Source organism: Helicobacter kayseriensis, assembly GCF_021300655.1.
Classification (GTDB): domain Bacteria; phylum Campylobacterota; class Campylobacteria; order Campylobacterales; family Helicobacteraceae; genus Helicobacter_G; species Helicobacter_G kayseriensis.
This window is the reverse complement of record NZ_JAJTNB010000008.1, coordinates 11,383-30,177: the sequence shown is the minus strand read 5'-3', so window position 1 is coordinate 30,177 and position 18,795 is coordinate 11,383. Positions and strand designations below refer to the sequence as shown.

Annotated in this window: 11 protein-coding genes; 1 reads left to right on the top strand and 10 read right to left on the bottom strand. The window is 39.1% G+C overall.

The annotated features are described in order from the left end of the window. Positions 1-29 precede the first annotated feature (29 nt). Positions 30-629 (top strand): hypothetical protein, encoded by a 600-nt coding sequence (locus tag LW137_RS05785; protein WP_233034169.1) that lies wholly within the window; start codon positions 30-32, stop codon positions 627-629. A 27-nt stretch (positions 630-656) separates the two neighbouring features. Here LW137_RS05785 and LW137_RS05780 read toward each other — a convergent pair whose 3' ends face one another. Genes LW137_RS05780 through fliD form a run of 10 tightly spaced genes read right to left on the bottom strand, consistent with a single transcriptional unit; the run spans position 657 to position 18,785 of the window. Continuing rightward, complete coding sequence (locus tag LW137_RS05780; protein WP_233034167.1) at positions 657-6,221, bottom strand: autotransporter outer membrane beta-barrel domain-containing protein; 5,565 nt, start codon at positions 6,219-6,221, stop codon at positions 657-659. A gap of 9 nt (positions 6,222-6,230) precedes the next feature. Beyond that, complete coding sequence (locus LW137_RS05775) at positions 6,231-11,495, bottom strand: autotransporter outer membrane beta-barrel domain-containing protein (protein ID WP_233034165.1); 5,265 nt, start codon at positions 11,493-11,495, stop codon at positions 6,231-6,233. 33 nt (positions 11,496-11,528) lie between these two features. Beyond that, positions 11,529-13,208 carry a chorismate-binding protein gene (locus LW137_RS05770; protein WP_233034163.1) on the bottom strand — a complete coding sequence of 560 codons (1,680 nt, stop codon included), beginning with the start codon at positions 13,206-13,208 and terminating at the stop codon, positions 11,529-11,531. Beyond that, positions 13,198-14,082, bottom strand: a complete 885-nt coding sequence (locus tag LW137_RS05765; RefSeq protein WP_233034161.1) for a DUF2156 domain-containing protein — start codon at positions 14,080-14,082, stop codon at positions 13,198-13,200. The genes LW137_RS05770 and LW137_RS05765 overlap by 11 nt, the downstream gene beginning before the upstream one ends. Then, entirely contained in the window at positions 14,063-14,341 is a 279-nt protein-coding gene (locus LW137_RS05760) for a chorismate mutase (RefSeq protein WP_233034159.1), read from the bottom strand. The genes LW137_RS05765 and LW137_RS05760 overlap by 20 nt, the downstream gene beginning before the upstream one ends. Continuing rightward, positions 14,329-15,534, bottom strand: coding sequence for a diaminopimelate decarboxylase (gene lysA / locus LW137_RS05755; protein WP_233034155.1), 1,206 nt, complete (start codon positions 15,532-15,534; stop codon positions 14,329-14,331). The genes LW137_RS05760 and lysA overlap by 13 nt, the downstream gene beginning before the upstream one ends. A gap of 9 nt (positions 15,535-15,543) precedes the next feature. Next, the gene (gene bioD / locus LW137_RS05750; RefSeq protein ID WP_233034149.1) at positions 15,544-16,164 is read right to left on the bottom strand and encodes a dethiobiotin synthase; all 621 of its coding nucleotides are present in this window, start codon (positions 16,162-16,164) and stop codon (positions 15,544-15,546) included. Next, the gene (locus LW137_RS05745) at positions 16,164-16,388 is read right to left on the bottom strand and encodes a hypothetical protein (RefSeq protein WP_233034142.1); all 225 of its coding nucleotides are present in this window, start codon (positions 16,386-16,388) and stop codon (positions 16,164-16,166) included. The genes bioD and LW137_RS05745 overlap by 1 nt, the downstream gene beginning before the upstream one ends. Next, positions 16,372-16,752, bottom strand: a complete 381-nt coding sequence (gene fliS, locus LW137_RS05740; protein ID WP_233034136.1) for a flagellar export chaperone FliS — start codon at positions 16,750-16,752, stop codon at positions 16,372-16,374. Before fliS ends, LW137_RS05745 begins: the two co-directional genes overlap by 17 nt. Before the next feature lie 2 nt (positions 16,753-16,754). Then, positions 16,755-18,785 carry a flagellar filament capping protein FliD gene (gene fliD, locus LW137_RS05735; RefSeq protein WP_233034130.1) on the bottom strand — a complete coding sequence of 677 codons (2,031 nt, stop codon included), beginning with the start codon at positions 18,783-18,785 and terminating at the stop codon, positions 16,755-16,757. Between the last annotated feature and the right edge of the window lie 10 nt (positions 18,786-18,795).

Here is an 18,795-nt window from a genome sequence, read left to right as displayed (position 1 = left end):
AAAGCCCACCTAAAAAGGAAAATTTAAGCGTGAAGTGTCTTAGAATCTTGATCTTTTTATCTTTTTTTCTTTATGCCGATTCATGCAAAGACATCACGCTTTTTGATCAATCTCAAATCAACACTATCCACTATGCTTACCATTATGGCAAAAAACACGATCTAGGCTATACAATGGCAGCGATTGCTTGGAAAGAATCATGTGCTGGGCTTTATCGCATCAACTTTGATGATCCAAGTGCTGGGATTTACCATGCCCATCTTCCAGGCGTCATCAAAAGGCATTACAAAACCAAAAACACCTCCTTTAAACGCAATGTTGTTGCCGAAAGATTGATTAGAGATATGGAGTTTGCATCACAAATTGCCCTAGAGGAATTACTGTATTGGAAAAAAATCAGAAACAATGATTGGAAAGCAATCATTAAGTCCTACAACAAAGGCTTTAGCTGGGAGAAAAGCAAAGGAAGAAATCAACTTGCAGAAGCATACTATCAAGATATTTCTCAAAAGGTCAAAATCCTTAAGGAATATTTTTCAAAAAATTCCTATCTTCAATTTCCACCCAAACATTTTCCAAAGCAAAATCCCACACAAAAAACAAAAAAATTTCAATTACTGAATGAATGAAGTTTTATCCCACCCCAACTTTTTTAATTAAAATTTATATTTAAAACCAATATTCCAGTTTGTCAAAACATCCTTGTTTTCAACATCCATCTTAACCCCCAACCCTCCAGTGATCGAGACATTATTCCCCACACTTCCTTGTCCTCCAGCATATAGCCCAACAGATGTATCGACTTGATAGACTTGCGCATAAGGAATCTTTGGTGCTCCTGTAAAACCAAGATTTAAAACATTCCCATCATTAAACAATCCCTTTTCTAAAACAGGCAAGAGATAAATATAAGAGCCTTCATTGAAATATTTCTTCATCTCAAGCCCAAGAGAAAGATTGAGTTGAAAGTGAGTAGCTTTCTCAATCTGAATCGAGGCTACACCATCACCCCGCGCCTCACCATTAAAAGTAAATCCAAAATCCACTCCCCCAAAAGGCTTGAAATAAAACGGACTTTCTTCCTCACCCACAGCGATCAAATATCCATAGCGCACTTGCGCATCGGTGATATAAAAATTATATTTGAGGTTTTGATTCAAATATTGCACAGTAAGAGCTTGAGAAGCTCCAAGATTGAGGCGACTTTGATTGAGTCCGACACTTTGAGAAAGCACAACATCTACTTCATTGCTTCCAAACGTCATCCTTGAATAAAACCCTAATCCAAAATTATGAGAAGCATTCTGAATAAAGTTTGATCCATAAGTCCCATATCCATAATGAGCATAAAATCCGATCAAATACTCTTTCAAATCCCCTACAAGCGTATCATATCCCGCACTTAGACCATTTACACTTGCATTTTCAAGAGTTCCAAAACTTATCGCTCCCTCATAACTCGCCCACAAAGCACCATAATCTGGACCACTATACCCCTCATCAAGCAAGATTCCATCATCCTCATTGGCATATCTCACTCCACTCAAAGATTGAAGCAAGTGAGCAATCTCTGTCTTTGAAACATAAGGATTCCCACTGCGCACCATACGATTTTCAAGATTTGAGTTGCGGATCATTTTGAGCTCTTGGGCGATCTTATCACTTGCATAAATCCCTTGTGTCGCTCCCTGAAATGCCTCCCGCATATAGCGCAAACTTGTATCAACCACTTCAACATTGCCCGAAGAAATATACTCAGCAATCCCCACCTTAAAGACATTGTCACTGCTTTGCAAAATACTCTCAACAATCAAACTATTAATAGAATCTGAAAAGATTTTTTCCATCACTTGCTTATTGTTAGAATCCTTAATGCTTTCCATCAATTCTGTAATCGTTGTTTGACTAACAGAAATCCCCAAATTGAGCTTTTTGGCGATCTCCTCGCCCAATTGGGTTTTTGCCATCTGAATCTCTGGAGTTAGAGTGATTGAAGTATATCCACCCTTATCCACACTCACATCTTCTAAAGTCAGATTTTCATATTTAGCATTTCCTGTTTTCTTTTTGATCCCACTCTCTGTGTCAACCAGCGTAACTTTCCCCTCTCGAAGCAAAAAGAGTGAATCATCTTTAAGAGCAGAAGCATTGCTTGCCTCGGAGCTAATAGAAACATTGATGAGTTTCTTTTCATCACTGCTTTGCCCCTCAAAAAGCAATGAGCCGACATTGACACGACCAAAAGCTCCTCCCCCCAATGGATCACTAGGAGAAATATAGGGCGCTACTGCGCTCAAACTTACACTGCTTCCTTCTTGAACCCTTAATGCCACAAAAGAGCCTCCACTATTTTTAGCCTCCAAGATTCCTGCATTTCCTACAGTTACATTTCCCACAAGAGTATTGGTTTTGATTCCCTGAAGGCTTAAAGTTCCTGCACTAGCACTCACAGTCGCTCCACCCAAATCAATCTCTTGAGCCTTGATATGCGAATCCCCTGTTGCAGTGATTGTTGCATTTTTAAAGGTAATCTTGCTCATAGCCTGTGAGTTTGCATCATAAAAACTCAATCCCCCATTACTTAGCACAAAATCATTCTCAAGCGTTTGTGCTTGTGAGCTCATCAAATCAAATCTCAATTCTCCATTTTTGCTCGAAATTGTGTAGTTGCTCTCTTCACTGCCTGAAGTGTTTTTCGCTCCAATGATAGAGTTGGCTTTGATAGAAGAATCTCCCGTGCTTGCAAGATTGGCTTGCAATTTGAGATCGTGATATTGCTCTCCTTGCCTTGCTGCTTGATCTGTACTAGAGCTTTTTTGAAAGATAAAATTTCCATTCTCTAAAGCAATCTCACCAATTTTGTTTTGTGTCGCCTCTTCAATCAGTTTAAAGCTTCCATTACTTACCTTAAGAGAGAACAAATCTGTATCATTTTCACCCACATAGATTGTTTTGACCTTGAACTGAGAATCTCCACTTGAAGAGATGAAGCCTTTGGCGTTGAGCTTGATACTTGCTGTTGCTGCAGTATTTTTTGGATCGGCTTTAGTAGATAGAGTTCGCTTAAACTCAAGATTTCCTCCATCAAGCGTGATAGAAGAAATCGTTCCACTCATGAGATTTGTCACTCCCCTTGCCTGCGGTGTGCCCACAGGATCTGTCTCGACAAGGGCAATCGTCGTATCTGTCAAGACTAGATCTTTAGCACCATTAGCCCCAGTGACTTTGATATTAGAATCCACAAAAGTCAGTCCAGCATTGCTAATACTTCCCTTTCCTGTTGATTGGATATCATGTAATTTAAGTCTGACATTTGCATCGTTTGATGCGTTAGCTACCCCGCTTGCCCCATTTGCTTTAACAGCTTCAATTTTTGCCTCAGCCGTGCTTGTGCCCTGCAAGATCGTCGTGCCTTTGATTTCAATCTCACTGTCCTCTTTTGTATTGAGCTTCAGTGTTCCATTGATTGAAGTGAGATTGGAAGTCTCTCCAAATGTGAAATTTTTAGCCTTGATTTCTGTAGTGGTTGTAGTTGTTTGAGCTCCACTAACTGTAACAGAAGAGCTTCCGCTATCTTTTCCGATAGCTGTGATCCCTCCGCTGATATTGAGCCCCAAAGTTTGATCTTCAAGTTTTGCTATACCTGTTTCTCTAGCATCACTACCGCTACTTCCTAGCTCAATTTTCAGTGTGCTTTGAGCACCATTTCTCCCATTTGCTCCATTAGCAGTTGAGTTGTCAATCACCAAATTCCCTCCGATGACAAACTCTTCACTTTTGAGATTACTTTTGATGAGAAGATTTCCCATTTTTGAGCTATCCCCTACATGGATATCCATTCCAATCCCTTGCACTTTTTCTGTAGTCTCTTTTCCATTTTCTATCTTTGTGCGTGTTGTATAGATTCCATTGGCTGCTATTGTGACATTAGAGAGAGCTGTAAGCTTCCCAGTGCTTGCAGATAAATCAAGAGCATTTAAAACAGGTGTTTCTGGTTCTGAGGGTTGCGTCACCGATGCACTATACGAAGACAAATTCACTCCATCCAAAACCAAGCCATTAGCCATTAAAACCGCTTCTTGATTGGCATAGAGTGCAACTTCATTGGATCCACTCTTTGCTGCTCTATTAGCACCTTTAAAAGCTGTATTGACAAAGTTAAAAGCACCATTCTCAGCTTTGCCATCTCCTCCAAGTGCAAAAAGCTTCAATGTCGCTGTAGTTCCATTTCTCACTGATGCAGCAGTAGCAGTTCCAAGTTCTACTTGTTGATTTTGAAAAGTGATATTGGATGCCTTAAGCATCGTATCCCCTTCAAATTTCAAAGTAGATGTTTGATTGGTTTTTGCAGATTCAAATTGAGTGCTAAAAATCATTTCTCCATATTGAATCTGATCTTTTTCTCCTCGTCCTGCTGTGATTGTCGTGCCATTTTTAAAACTCACACTCCCCCCTTGCGTGCCATAAAAAGTGATTTTCTCATTATTTCCCGCGATCACATTGAGTTTATTTAGCTCGACATTTTTTCCAAGATAGACTTGAGAAGTGGATAGATCAAGGATATTGTGATCAATGGTTGTATTTTTGCCTTCAATCTTGATTGTATCACTTCCATTGCCAAGTACTATCTTCCCCTCTAGTGCTTGAAGAATCAGTGTCGTTGTTTTATCTGCAGAGTTTTCAAAAGAAATAGAGCTATCCACAATCGAAATGTTCTTTCCTTTGAGTGTTGCACTGCCTCCATTGGTGATTTTTATCTGCGATTCTCCATTGCTTTTAACAATTTCTAGATCGACAAGCTGATTATTTTGATTGACAGCTTCTAGGATCGTCCCTCCACCCAATTCCATCGTCGTGTTTTGCAATGATGCTTTAGAATCATTGAGAACTTGAAGGTGAAGTCCCTCTACCTTGAGGTTTTGCACTTTGATTGCTTCTTGTGCTTTGAGCGCCAAAGTTGAACTGTCTTTGCCTTGAAGAGTAAGGAGTTGATTTTGTCTTTGATCCGTGCTATTTTCCCCCAAAATGATATTTTTCCCCCATAGATCAAGAGATCCTCCCCCTTGGAAACTATGCGTGCCCTCAAGCTTTAGATCTTGATTGCCTGCAGTAATGAGATTATTAGTCCCTATGAGATGAAAGGTAGAAGTTGTGCCATCTTTTCCTTGCCCTATTACAGAGCTTAGTTTGATGGAAACAGCATCCGTCTTTTGATTCTCTGTGTTTCCTAAGAAAATATAGGCATTGTTCAATGAAAGATGTGTATTTTTAAGCTCATTAAGCGAATCTCCCTTAAGGATGACATTACTAAGAGAGAGATTTTTGCTCTCAAGAGCAGTAAAACCTGAAATCTGCACTTCATTCTTAGATTGTCCCACAAAAGATGTTTGCTTATCTCCCCCCAAAGATAAAGTTGTCAAAGTTTTAGCCCCATTTTGAACCCCAAGTGTCAGCGTCTTGCCACTCCAAAGATTGAAAGTTTGTCCTTCAATACTTGCAGTTGTATTATTCCTAAGACTCTCACTAGAAGAAAATTGAATCTGACCATTGCCTTGAATATCAAATTTTCCACTCTCTCCTTTGATACTTTGAATCTCAAGCTTGCTTTCATCACCCATCACAAGAGTGCCTTGATTGTCTAGCTCTCCTGCTTTGAGGGTAGATTGTTTTTGCAAGACAATTCCGCCTACATTGCTCACCTTTCCTGCCTTACTATCTGAAGAAAGTGCAGACAAACTAGAACCCTCTCCTATCCATAGATTCCCTTGCACCTTGACTTCGCTAAAGCCCTTTAGGGTAAGATCAATATTTTTCCCAACCAATACTCTCCTATCCCTCCCCCCCTGCTCTCCAAAAATGAGAGTTGAGGGATTTGCTTTTGGCTGTTTAGAATTGCTTTCAATCGTTACATTGGCTTTTGAGTCCCCTTGAAGATTGTTTTCAAACAAAAAGCCATCTTTAAATAGCAAAGAAGTCGCAGTTCCATTACCAAAAGTGAAAGTCAAGCCATCAGTCTTGAGACTTAAGCGTGTATCAGATCCATACCAATCTGTGTTAAAAACCGCTTCTGGTGTTCCTCCTCCCTTTGTCGCAGTATTATATGTCCCTTTATTTGACTCACTCCCACTGCTCTTATCACCAAAATTTGCAATGATTTGATCATCTGCACATAAACCTGCCAAAACTCCGCTCAATACCAATGAAATACAGCTCTTCCTCATCTTCTATCCTTAGAATTTGTACTTTAAGCCGACATTCCAGCTTGTAATCACATCTGTGTTTTTGACACCCATTTTGATCCCCATACCTCCAGAAATCGCAAGGTTCTGAGCCACACTCCCTTGACCCCCAGCATAGATCCCCACATTGATATCTTGCTTTTGATCAAAGTCATATGCAAGAGCTCTTGATCCCACAAAACCTACTTGAATCTGATTTCCCAAATTGATAATCCCTGCTTGCACCATTGGCAAAACAAACACATAACTCTCTGCATTGAAATATTTTCGCAGCTCAAGACCAGCTATTAGATCAAAACGTACATTTTCTCTTTTTGTGATTCCAATAGAGGCAGTTGCATTTGTTTGGGTTTGATCGTTAAGAATAAATGCTGTATCGATTCCAAAAACAGGTTTCAAATAATAAGGACTTTCCTCCTCACCCAAGGCAAATGCATATCCATAGCGTGCCTGAAAACTTGTCGCATACCAATTGAATCCAAACTCTCCATTAAACATAGCAGGAAAAGTTCCATATCCCACATTAAGTGTTGAGGAGTTGATCCCAATCATTTGAGACAAAACCAAATCAATCTCGTGTCCCCCAAAATACATTCTTGAATAAAGTCCCAAATGAATATTGTGTGAAGAGTTTTGAATATGCTCCCCATTATATCCCCCATACAGATAACTCACAAACCCACCAAGCAATACATGATCATCAATCACCCCATCATATCCTGCACTCAACCCATTGACACTTGAGCTTACACTTCTTCCACTTCGCATTGCCCCATCATAACTCGCCCAAATCCCTCCTTTATCTAACCTCTTTTCTTCTGCTACATCTAAAATGATTCCATCATCATCGCTTGCATAAGCATATTTTGAAGCCTCTCTTAAAAGAGTAGCAAGCTCTTCTTGTGGAGCATAAGGGTTTTTGATGCGTGCCATACGATTTTGCAATGATCCAAAAGAAAGCGAGCTCATTTGCTCATAGATATTATAGGTTGTCGATGCAAGATGAGCCAACGCATCAAAACCATCATCTGCATAATAAAGCACTTCAGAGACGATCTGCGTATTGCCCTGTGCAATATTCTCAGCAATCCCTACTTTCAAAGGATGGTTTGAACTTGTCAGAATCGAATCTGCAATTTCTTCCAATCTTCCCTGCGCCAATGTCGCTTCTAGCTCTTTTCGCTTGGTAGGATCTTGGACACTTTCTAAAAGCTCAGAGATATTATTCTGCACCACACTCACACCAAGCAGTAATGATAAAACCTTGCTTTTGCTCTCATCTTCTTCTAGCTTGGGTGTCAGTTGCAATGATTTATATCCGCCATAATCTAGTGAGATATCTGTAAGATCAATTTTTATCCCATTTTGAGAATTAGAGGCTTCTACTAAAGTTGTAGTTGTATTTTTTGTGATCCCCTCGCTTGTTTTGATCAAAACAAGATCTCCCTCTCGAAGAGAAAAGAGCTCCACTCCACTTGCAAGTTTTTCAGGTTTTATCACAAGGTTGATGAGCTTTTGAGATTCTGTGCTATTTCCCTCAAAAGAAACACTCTTAGCCTGAATCTGCCCAAATCCTCCTCCACCCAAAGGAGCGCTTGGAGAGACATAAGGAGAGCTAGAGATCATCGTGATTGTTTTACCCGATCCTAGCTTGATACTTTCTTGAGTATCCTTAGAATCTCCTCCTGCAAGAGCAATCAAACCTCCATTATTTAAAACAATATTGCCAAATGTAGATTCTCCTTTAAGTCCCACAAGTTGCAATGTTCCACCTGTAGAGGCAATCTCTGTATGATGAAGTTGTAACCCATTTTGACTTGTCTTAATAGTTGAGTTGCCAATCGAGGTAATTTTCGTCGCAGAATCTGAGGAGAGAGTGCCTTGTGCTTGAATATTTCCTAGAGTGATTTGCCCCAATGTAAGATCAGCTGTTTTTTCTTTACTAGTATAAAATCCCAAGCTTCCATTGACAAGTTTAATCTCACCTGAAGTGATTTTTAAGGGAGTGTTTTGTTCTCCTGCTATGGCACTCATTCCTACTTCTGCAGAAGTTCCCTTTGCGATCAGCTTAAGCTCTCCCCCAACACTAGAGATCACAGGATCTTGAGATGATACCTCTACACTAAAAGAGCTTGCAGTAATGCTTGAATCCCCATAAGAAGTCAGTGGAGCTTGGATTTTGAGAGCATTGTAAGCTTCTTGCTTTTGCTCTCCATTTTTCAAAAGGATCAGATTCCCACCCTCATAGGTATCAGAAGCATTTTTGTGTCCTAGGCTAATTGTTCCGATTTTATCCTTTGCTGTTGTTTCGGTGATTTTAAGCGTACCATCTAAAACCTCAAGGGCAATCAAACTGCTTTGAGTCCCTCCCTCTTGGAGAGCTTGAGAGGCGATTGATAGTCCTGCGGTTTTAAGCTCAGATTCTCCACTTGAAGTGATCTTTCCACCGCTATTGAGCTGCAACTCAGCACCATTACTAGAGTTTTTGACATCAATCACAGCACTTTGAAGTGTGAGTGTATCGACCCCATCGATTGTCTCACCTGTTTTTGTTCCATTACCTTTTTGGATCGTGAAAGTTTTATTGGTTCCATCTCCTTGGGCAAGGATATTGGAATTTTTGAATGCAAAATTATTTTTGAGCTCTGCACTTCCTCTAACTTCTACATCATGGAGTGCAAGCATCGGTGTGGTGGCATCAACTCCCATCGCTCCATTTTGTTTGTTAGCTTCAATACTAGCTTTAGCTGTCTCGGTTCCCTCTAGGATTGTTGTCCCCTTAATTTCAATCAACCCATTTTTTGAAGTTAGTTTTAAGATCCCATTCTTACTATGAACTTTTGAGCTTGCTTGAAAGTCAAATGTCTCTGCTTTGATCTCTGTGCTTTGGCCTGCAGTATTGGCATGCAAAGCACTAATCCCACCCTCAACAATTAGCCCGATCTTAAATTCACTAAGCTTTTTACTCCCAATCTCGATATCAAAAGTGCTTTGGCCGCCTGTTTTGCGACTTTTGTTATTCATATTGATCGAGGAGTGGTCTAAAGTCAGAGTCCCGCCAATGATAAATTTTTCACTTGCTTCATCACTCTGAGTTTGAGATTTTTGATCACTTTTTAAAACAAGATTCCCCACAGCAGTAGAATCTCCCACAAAAAGATCCATTCCCACACCTTGGACTATCTCTCCTCCCTGCTGATAGCGAAAGTCAGCTGCACTCAGCGTGACTTTCCCAAGTGCTGTAAGATTACTTGCACGATCTGACAAGTCAAGAGAAGCTTTTGTCTCACCATTTTTCTCGCCATTTTTTGCACCATTTTGTATTTTTAGACTCTCAAGATTCATATCCTTAAGCACCCATCCACTTGAGAGGATTTTTGCACCATTTTCTCCAGAATAGAGTTTCAGAGTTGTGCTTGAAGAAGCGTCTTCTCTACTTTCTGCACCTTGAGCACTACTGCTTGCAAATGTCGTATCATAAAAAGCAAATCTCCCGATGCTTTCAGGGATAGCTTGCTGACTATCTTTAGGCAAATCAACTGCACCATAGGCATAAAGATTTAAGGTTTTGTTTTGCGTGAGTTCAAGGTTTTGATTTTTAAACACAAATTCAGAAGCCTTCATACTTGTGTCTGTCGTAGCTTTAAGTATAGATCTCTGATCGCTCTCTTGAGAGGTAAAAAATAATCCTTGATATTTCCCCTCCCCCTTTGCATCAAGCATTCCTACAGATAAATCAATGCTTTCAAGATTCAAAATACTTTTGCTTGTCTTACCTTCAATGACAAGAAAATCATTTTTGCTTTGTGTTTGGATAGAAAGATTTTTGAGCATCACAGAGCCATCAAAAATCAGTTTATTTCCTCCCAATTTAAGAGTATGCTTTGCGCCATTTTTTAGGTTAGATCCATTTTTTCCCTCAATGCTCACCTCTCCATCTTTATTTCCCTCTTGCTGAACATCAATAGCATTTGCCTGATTCTGAGAATTCTCTTTGCCTAGAGCGATTTCTCCGGCATTATCATCTGTTGTAAGATTTAGTATATAGGGTGCTCCTGTCTTATTTTGACTAGATGTATCTTTTCCGATCTCAATCTTATGTCCATAAATCCCAATCCCTGCTCCACTGAGAGTGCTTTGATGCTCGGTAGCTCTTTCTGCATTTGTGCTAGAAGCCTGCACTTTAATCACCCCTTGATTAGTCTTTGTAGAATTCCCATTTTCAATCACAAGGACTTGGCTTTGACCCCGACTATCTCTCCCCTCCAAAATGGCATCTTTCAGTGTCGTGGAGACATTCCCCAAAACTGCCCCATCTCCATCCTTAATCACTTGCAAAGTCACATCTTCTGCACTGACTTGATGAAAAAGCACACCAGCCCCATCATTGGTCCCATAAAAACCAATTGAGGTTTTTTTGCCCTCTTCTTCTTGTGAGTTAGATCCAATAAAACTCGTCACGCTTTGTACAGATTGTGATAATACAGAAGTATCTGCCGTAGCTTTTCCAACCTCAACGCTCTCTCCTCCAAAAGTGACATTTCCCCCTCCTGATACCTTGTAATCTCCAGAGATTGTAAATTTCTTCCCCTTGATGTAGCTTTCTTTGGTAAGAGTTAGAGTTGCTTGTGAAGTTTGAGAGGCTGGGACTGTTGCACTATTTGCTTGCAAACTATTTAATGAAAGATCTTGTGTGGAAGTCAAAGAGACATTATCCAATGTGAGTTGGTTGGCAGTGAGAGTTGTAAGCTTATCACTTGTGATTTTTAGATTTTGAATCTTGGCATTTTTAAACTCAGTCGAACTCACAGACAAAATAAGCTCAGCACTTGATTGGCTAGAAAGTACTGTTTCTTTGCCTGTATCTCCAAGTGTGAGTGTATTAGCAATGATTGTCAGACCTTTTCCGCTTGAGAAGTTAATATCTTGATTGAGGATTGAGAGATTACTATTTTCTGCGTTAATTTTAGTGCTGTAACCATTGATCAAAATCTTCCCTCTTTGGCTTTCCCCCGTGATGGAATTAGAGCTTATCGACCCTCCAATGAGTGGCATTGCCTTAAAACTCAGTGAAGAGTAGTTTTCAAAAACAAGAGTTCCTTGATTATTAAGTTTGGCTCCAGAGATCTCTAATTTTTGATTTAAAGAAATTGTGCAAGTCTCGCCTTGTTTAATTTCAGTGGTCTCAGTCGTACAATCCACAGCCAAAGCCTGTGTTAATATGGTTGATAATGCAAGGGAAATATATTTTTTCATTCTTACTCCAAAGTTACAAACTTTAATTTTAACTCAAAGTAGATTAACCTCCACTACCCCACGCACAGAATTTATGCAAAAAATCCTCTTAGCCCTTTTTAAATCTTCCACTCTCAACACCCTCTCTTGGATCACTCCCTTTTCTAGCAAAATATCACGACATATTCCTCGCAAAATTTGATTTTCAAATTTAGGTGTAAAAAGCCCATCTTCAAGCTCTAAGACAAGGTTGCTCCGCATCCCTTCAAGCAAGATTCCATCACGATGATAAACCTCATCAAACAATCCATTTTCATTGAGATATTTCACATCTTTGCCAAGCGTTGTTTTGAAAATATCTAAATCACTTCTTTGATGCTTTTCTTGCAAAGTGATTACACGAGATTTCACCTCCTCATAAGGCAAGATCTCAATTTTTGATTCCCCACTTTGAGTAAGCAAAACACGAATGATTTTTTTCTCCTCAAAACTAAAGGATTGCAATTCCTGAGAGAGATGATCTGTATACTTGATCCCTAATCTTTTGGCACCCTCTTTTAGACGTTTTAAGTGAGATGAAAGAAATGTCATTCCTTGGGGGATTTCTAGAAATTCTTGAATCTCTTGATGTGGGGTATAAAGAATCGTCTCAAGAAGAGAGAACTTTACTTGTTGTTTTAAAAACTTCATCTTTGTCTGCAATTCTGCATACTCCTCATCAGGCAGACTATCCCACACGATCCCACTTCCCACCCCATAGCGACAATGCAGATCGTTTTTAATAATTGTGCGAATAGGGATTGAAAAAACAACAGAATCTTTTTGCAATACCCCAATTGCTCCGCAATATACACCTCTTTGGCTTTGCTCTAAAGATTCCAAAATCTCTATGGTGATCTTTTTGGGAGCGCCAGTGATTGACCCACAAGGAAAAAGAGCTTGAAAGATCTCAAATAACCCCTGATCTTCACGCACTTTTCCCTCAATCGTAGAAGTCATCTGAAAAAGCGTCGGATAAGTCTCTATCTCAAACAATTTTTTCACTTCAAGAGTGCCATTTTGGATGACTTTACTCAGATCATTTCTCAAAAGATCCACAATCATCACATTCTCACTACGATTTTTAATATCTTGAGACAAAAATCTTTTGTTGGCCTCATCCTCTTGAGGATCAGATCCCCTTGGCATTGTTCCCTTCATTGGGCGTGTCAAAATTTTCCCCTCTTGAATACAAAAAAACAATTCTGGAGAAAAACTCAAAATCTCTCCAAAAGGAGTAGGTAAATAAGCCTTATAAGCAGTATTTTGTTTTTGAATCAAAAGATAGAAAAGATGGAGTGATGGGATTGTGGTTTTAAATTCAAAAAAAGTCGTAAAGTTTCCTTGATAGGTATTGCCAAATGCGATTTGCTCTCTTAGGGCTTTGATTTTTTGGACATATGTTTCTTCATCTAAAAAGTTTGAATCAAAAGGAAAAAAAAGATCATTGATTGGGGGAATTTTAAGCCTTTCACGGCAAGAAAAGACACCAAAATACAACAACGGAGAGGAAGAGATAAAAAGCCTATCAGAGAGTGCTTTATGTGCTTCATAGCTCACATAACCCACACAAAAAAACTTTTTTTGATATTCCTCTAGCCTTTTAAATGCCTCCTGAAGCTCTTCAAAAGAGTGTGCAACCAATTCTTCTTCTAAACAAGAATAAGCCCAATCTCCAAAAATACTAAATTTCATACTTCTCTAGCAGATGTGTAGGTTGATAGCTTAACTTTGCCTTGCGCAATCCCTCAATCCCCAAATCCTCCTCACGATTAGCCCACATAAATGCTCCCCATAAATGTTCCAAAAACTGCTGATTGATGGCTTGAAATACTCCATTATAAGCCGTATTGGCTTTTTCAATATGCACAACAATACTCTCTTGAGAAATCGCCTCCCCAAAAGAAAAAGCTACAATCTCTCCATCAACCCGCAATAATCCACCCTTCAAACCAAATAATCCATCCCCTGTAGTCTGAGAGAGAATCTCAAAATCTTGTAAAATTGATTCAATCCCCCTTTTCTCAGCCTCCAAAGCCTCATCCTTTCGAGGATTAGCCTCATACCATTGATGATACACTGCGCGCAACTCATCAATGTGTCTAGATTCCATAATCTCAAAAACAAAAGCAGGATAGGAGGTCAAAAATTTATTGAGGTGATTTTTTTTCTTATGATATTTTCTTCCACTAAGAGCAATAAGCTCAGGAATGCTATAGACATAATCAAAACGATCGCGATTAGCCTGAGATTCAAGTCCGAATCGCTCTTTTAAATACAGTGATTGTGCTAAAGTCAAGGATTTAAATTTTGCATTAGGACATGATTCTAAAAATACCTCAAGGGCTTTAGGATAATTTTCTCCCAAAGGAAAAAAATAATAAGGCTCACTTTGAGGATATGTTGTGCGAATGATCAAACACCCCTCCACCTCAACTATAGCAATCTCTCTAGCAAATCTCCAAATCCACAAATTAGTAAAATTAAAATCCGATAAAGGCATTTCACTCCGATCTTGGAGCGCAAGGATATGATCTCTATCATCTAGCTTAATTGGACGAAACTGCATGACTTTCCTCTTGAATCTGCTGCGTGAGCAGAAAAATATTTTGATAAATGAGCTGAATTTGTTTTTTGGATAGAAGTCCTTTTGATTCTAGACGCTGAATGATCGCTTCTTCCCTTTGAAAATCCTTGATTTCTTGTTGAATTTGACCTTTAATCTTCCCAATTTGAGAGGCCAATGCCAAGCGATGATGCAAGAGTCTTATAATTTCATCATCAATCTGATCTATCTCCAAACGCAGATTCTCTATCATTTGAGACATTCCACCTCCTTTTGTATTAAATCTTCAAATTTTTCTCTTGATTTGACCAAAAAAACCTCTCCTTGAGAGATCGCCACCTCTGCAGCTCTTAGACGCGAATTATACTGACTAGACATACTCATCCCATATGCTCCAGCATTGGCAAAAGCGATGATATCTCCAGCTTGAGTTGAGGGAAGCAAAATATCTTTTGCAAGATAATCTCCGCTCTCACAAATTGGTCCCACAATATCACATCGTGACTGTTCCCCTTGTTGATCTTTGAGTAAAGTGGGTTGGTGAATCGCTCCATAAAGTGAAGGACGCATCAAATCATTCATCGCCCCATCCACAATCACAAAGCGCTTATCTCCATTTTTTTTCTCCCCAATCACTTGAGTAAGAAATACACCACAATCCCCTACAATTCTCCTCCCAGCCTCACAAATAATAGTCGGCTCATTTTCTCCAAGACTTGCAAGAATCCCTTGTGCATAATCATAAAGAGAAATAATCTGCTCTTCTTGATAGGAGATTCCAATCCCTCCCCCCACATCAAAAAATTTGATCTCTAGCCCTAGTGCCAAAAGAGAACGATAAAGTTGAGCAATTTTTTGGGATGCTTGCAGGATGGGATCAAGGTCGCAAATCTGTGATCCAATATGAAAATGTATCCCCACAGCCTCCAAAAATGGAGAGTTTTTGATATAAAGATACATTTCTTTGGCTTGCTCGATTTCTACTCCAAATTTATTTTCATGAAGTCCTGTAGAAATATAAGGATGGGTTTTGGCATCGATATTGGGATTCACTCTTACAGAAACCCTTGCTATCAGTTTGAGATCTTGGGCGATCTTTTCAACGCGTTGCATTTCTTGAAAAGATTCAAGATTGATAAACAAAACCCCCTCTCTTAGTGCCTCCTCAATCTCATCATCCCTTTTCCCTACGCCACTAAAAATAATCTTATAGCGCTCAATACCTGCCAAAAGCGCACGACGCACTTCTCCAATACTCACACAATCTGCACCAGCACCCAAAGAAGCCAAAAACTTCAAAATAGAAAGATTGGAGTTGGCCTTAAGGGCATAACAAATCAATGATTTTCTTCCACTAAAAGCCTGTCTGAAGTTTAAAAAATTTTCCCTCAGTCGATCAAAATCATATACATACAAAGGAGTGCCATACGCGCGCGCAAGAGATGCAAAATCCATTATTTTCCTTCATAACATTTTTTCAATCAAAGAATCAAATTGCGTCTCAAAATCAAAATGACGCATAAAAGGGAGATTAATTTTCTCAAAATTTTGTTGATCTCTTATATTGATAAAAAATATAAAGCGCAATTTTAAAGAATCTAAAATAAATTTAGCACTCAAAAAGCGATTAATCATTCCTAATTTATCATCACACACAATCAAACTCATTGATTCAAAGCGCTCTTGAAGCTCCATTGCCAAAGAAACCATAAAAAAATCTTTATAAATTGGAACAAATAGCCCACCAGCCCCTTCTATTATCAAAACATCTACCTTTCCCCTAAAACCCTCAATCTGCTTATAAAGGTTGTCCAAACAAATCATGCCTTGAAGATCAGCCACATAAGGAGCGCAAGGAGACTCAAAAGAGTAGAGATTAATATCCTCAAGCCTTAGATTTGGAAGGATTTTTTGAGCACTTTTTAAATGAATGAGTCGATCAGAAGCATTGAAAGCTATTCCGGTTTCTATGGGCTTAATCGCAATGGCTTTGATTGATCGGCTTTGTAGTTTCTCAACAAGATGATGTGCAACAAAAGTTTTGCCCACATCTGTATCAACCCCACTAACAAAAAAAACTTTCATCAATCTTGTAAGAATTTTTGAGCAGTGCGGATTTGTTGCATTGCGATGCGGGTTTTTTCCTTTTCCTGCTTCAAAAGCTCCATGGTTTGCAAAATCAATTCTCTTGCATCAAGCATTTCTTCCAAGTTTTTAAATCCTTCTTGAGGAAGATTTGTGCTGATTTGAAAAGCTTTTTGAGCATCACCTTCAATCAAGGCAATCTTAAGATTATCTAGCCAACTCATGATGATTAATCTCTCTCCAAGCTTCAAGCAGTCCCCTTGCTACACGCATCACTGTATCAATTTTTGTTTCATCATTTCTAATATTTGCTTGAGCCAAAAGTTTAATTTGATGCGTATAAAGTCCAGATAAGTAGTGTGCAACCTCTCCTCCACGATCATAATCAAGAATATTGAGAAGTTCACTAAAGATATCTGTCGTTTTGTTAATGTAATAGATTTTTTTTTCAATATCGTCCAATTCAATATAACGCTTTGCTTGGGCAGAGAATCTCAAAATCCCTTCATAAAGCATTTCAATCAACTTTGCAGGAGATTCAATTGAAACTGCATTTTGTTGATATAGATGATAAGCATTTCCTCGCATTTTTACTTCCTTGTGGCCTGATCAATCATCATTTGTACACTATTAAAAGATCCGTTTGTTTTAGCAATTTGACTATCATAAGCTGCAAAGCGCTCCGCCATTGAGTTGTATCGCGCATCAAGTCTTTCCATCGTTTTTTTACGATCTTCCCTATAGCGCTTATCATCACGCGTCAATGTTTGCTCATAAAGCTTTAATGAAGAATTAGATCCCTTAATCATCGAATCAATTCTCTCATTTAACTCTCTAAACACACCACCTACACGCGTATCTTTACCCAATACTGCCTTATCTATACCCACAAAGAAGTCTTTTACTCCATCAGGATCAGCTCTAAGTGCATCTGCAAGCTTTGCTTCATCAAAGCTAATTTTATTATCGTCCAAACTCAAACCATATTTAACCAAACTTTTGATATCGCTTCCACTTCCAGAAATCGCAGAAAATATTTGATTGATAGAAGAGCGAATCATGCGCACAAAACTTACACCATTGAAAATCCCTGCTATTCCTGTTTCAGGATCATATCTTGTAACCTCAGCAAGCTTTGGCATCAACTCATTGTATTTTTCAACAAAACTCTTAACTACCTCAATAATGTTTTCATTATCTGCAGTGATGCTCACAATAGCAGGTTTTCCCTCTGGAGTAGGACTCACAAGCTCAAGCTTCACCCCACTCACAACATCATCAATCTCATTTTTGGGACGTATGACCTTCACTCCGTTATACATCAACTCTGCATCTTGTCCTGCTTGGATGTTTTTGAGCTTAAAAATCCCTTCTTGGGTTTTGCTATATTCAGCAAAACTCCCTTCTCTTAGCCCTATTTGCCCCAAAGCTTTTTTACCCGCTTCATCATCTGCTTTAATAAATACATCCCCCTCATTGGTATTGACAACCAATCTCCCCTGATCATCTACATGCACAAAAAGTCCACCGATATTATTAAATGCATCAGCAATCGCTTGAGCATTTTGCGCTCCTGTATTACCTCGCTTGGTCAATTCAGACAAATCTAGAGGAACTGATCCTAAGCTGATTTTTCCCTCTAGTTTTCCCCCCTCAACTGGCTTGCTTCCCAAAACAATCGGATCAATTTCTGTCTCTGTCTGCTTGAAGCCTATTTCTTTTGCCAAGCTCCCAAAAACCTGAACTTGATAACCCCTTCGATCATTGATTACCAAAGAAGTTCCACCTACCCCGATTCCAATATTAATATCTTTTCCCAATAAGTCTGCCAAATCAGGATTTTGGGCGATAGCTTCTTTGATAGCTTCTTTGATAGCTTGTGCATTATCGCTTGATTTGCTTGATTCTGGAGTTTGTGGAAGCTGAATAAGCACTGATTGATCAAGGCCATTCACATCTTTTAAGACAATTTCTAAATCCCCCTCGCCCAAAGTTAGAGCTCCGCCCTTGATTGCTTCAGACTGCAAAGTTGATCCAAAATAGATTCGATTTTCTTCTCCAGTTTCTTTTGAATTAATCATCAATTGATAGGGATTGGCTCCCCCTGTTTTCATCACCATCCCTATAGCATTCCCCCCTGATTTATCTGTCACAAGTTGAGCAACTTCTTGTAGAGTTGTACCTGCAGGAATTTTGATTTTATAACGATGACCTCTTGCGCTAAAGGCAAGCACAGTATCTTCTTCAGTAAAAACAGATTCTCTTGATTCAAACTTTGTGCCCACCTCATTGATATCATTCTTTGCAACTTGCTTGATTTCCACGCTAATATCTTGGATTGGGACACCAGGACTTGCGCTTGCTCTCAAGCCTTCTCCAATAACCTCAGTTTTCCTTTTGATAAATGAAGAATAATCAGAAAGGATCTTTGCTTCAGAATTAACTCCCCCTAGCATAGAGATGATTGATGCGAGTTCTGCTTGTTTTTCGACATTTTCTTTCATTTTTTTGTCGATAGGATCGACCATCGCCTTTTCATCAGCTTTTCTAAGCTTTTCAATGACATCATAATTTAAAACATTACTCCCCACCCCTAAAGAGCTAAGCTTCCCTACAGCCATAAACTCTCTC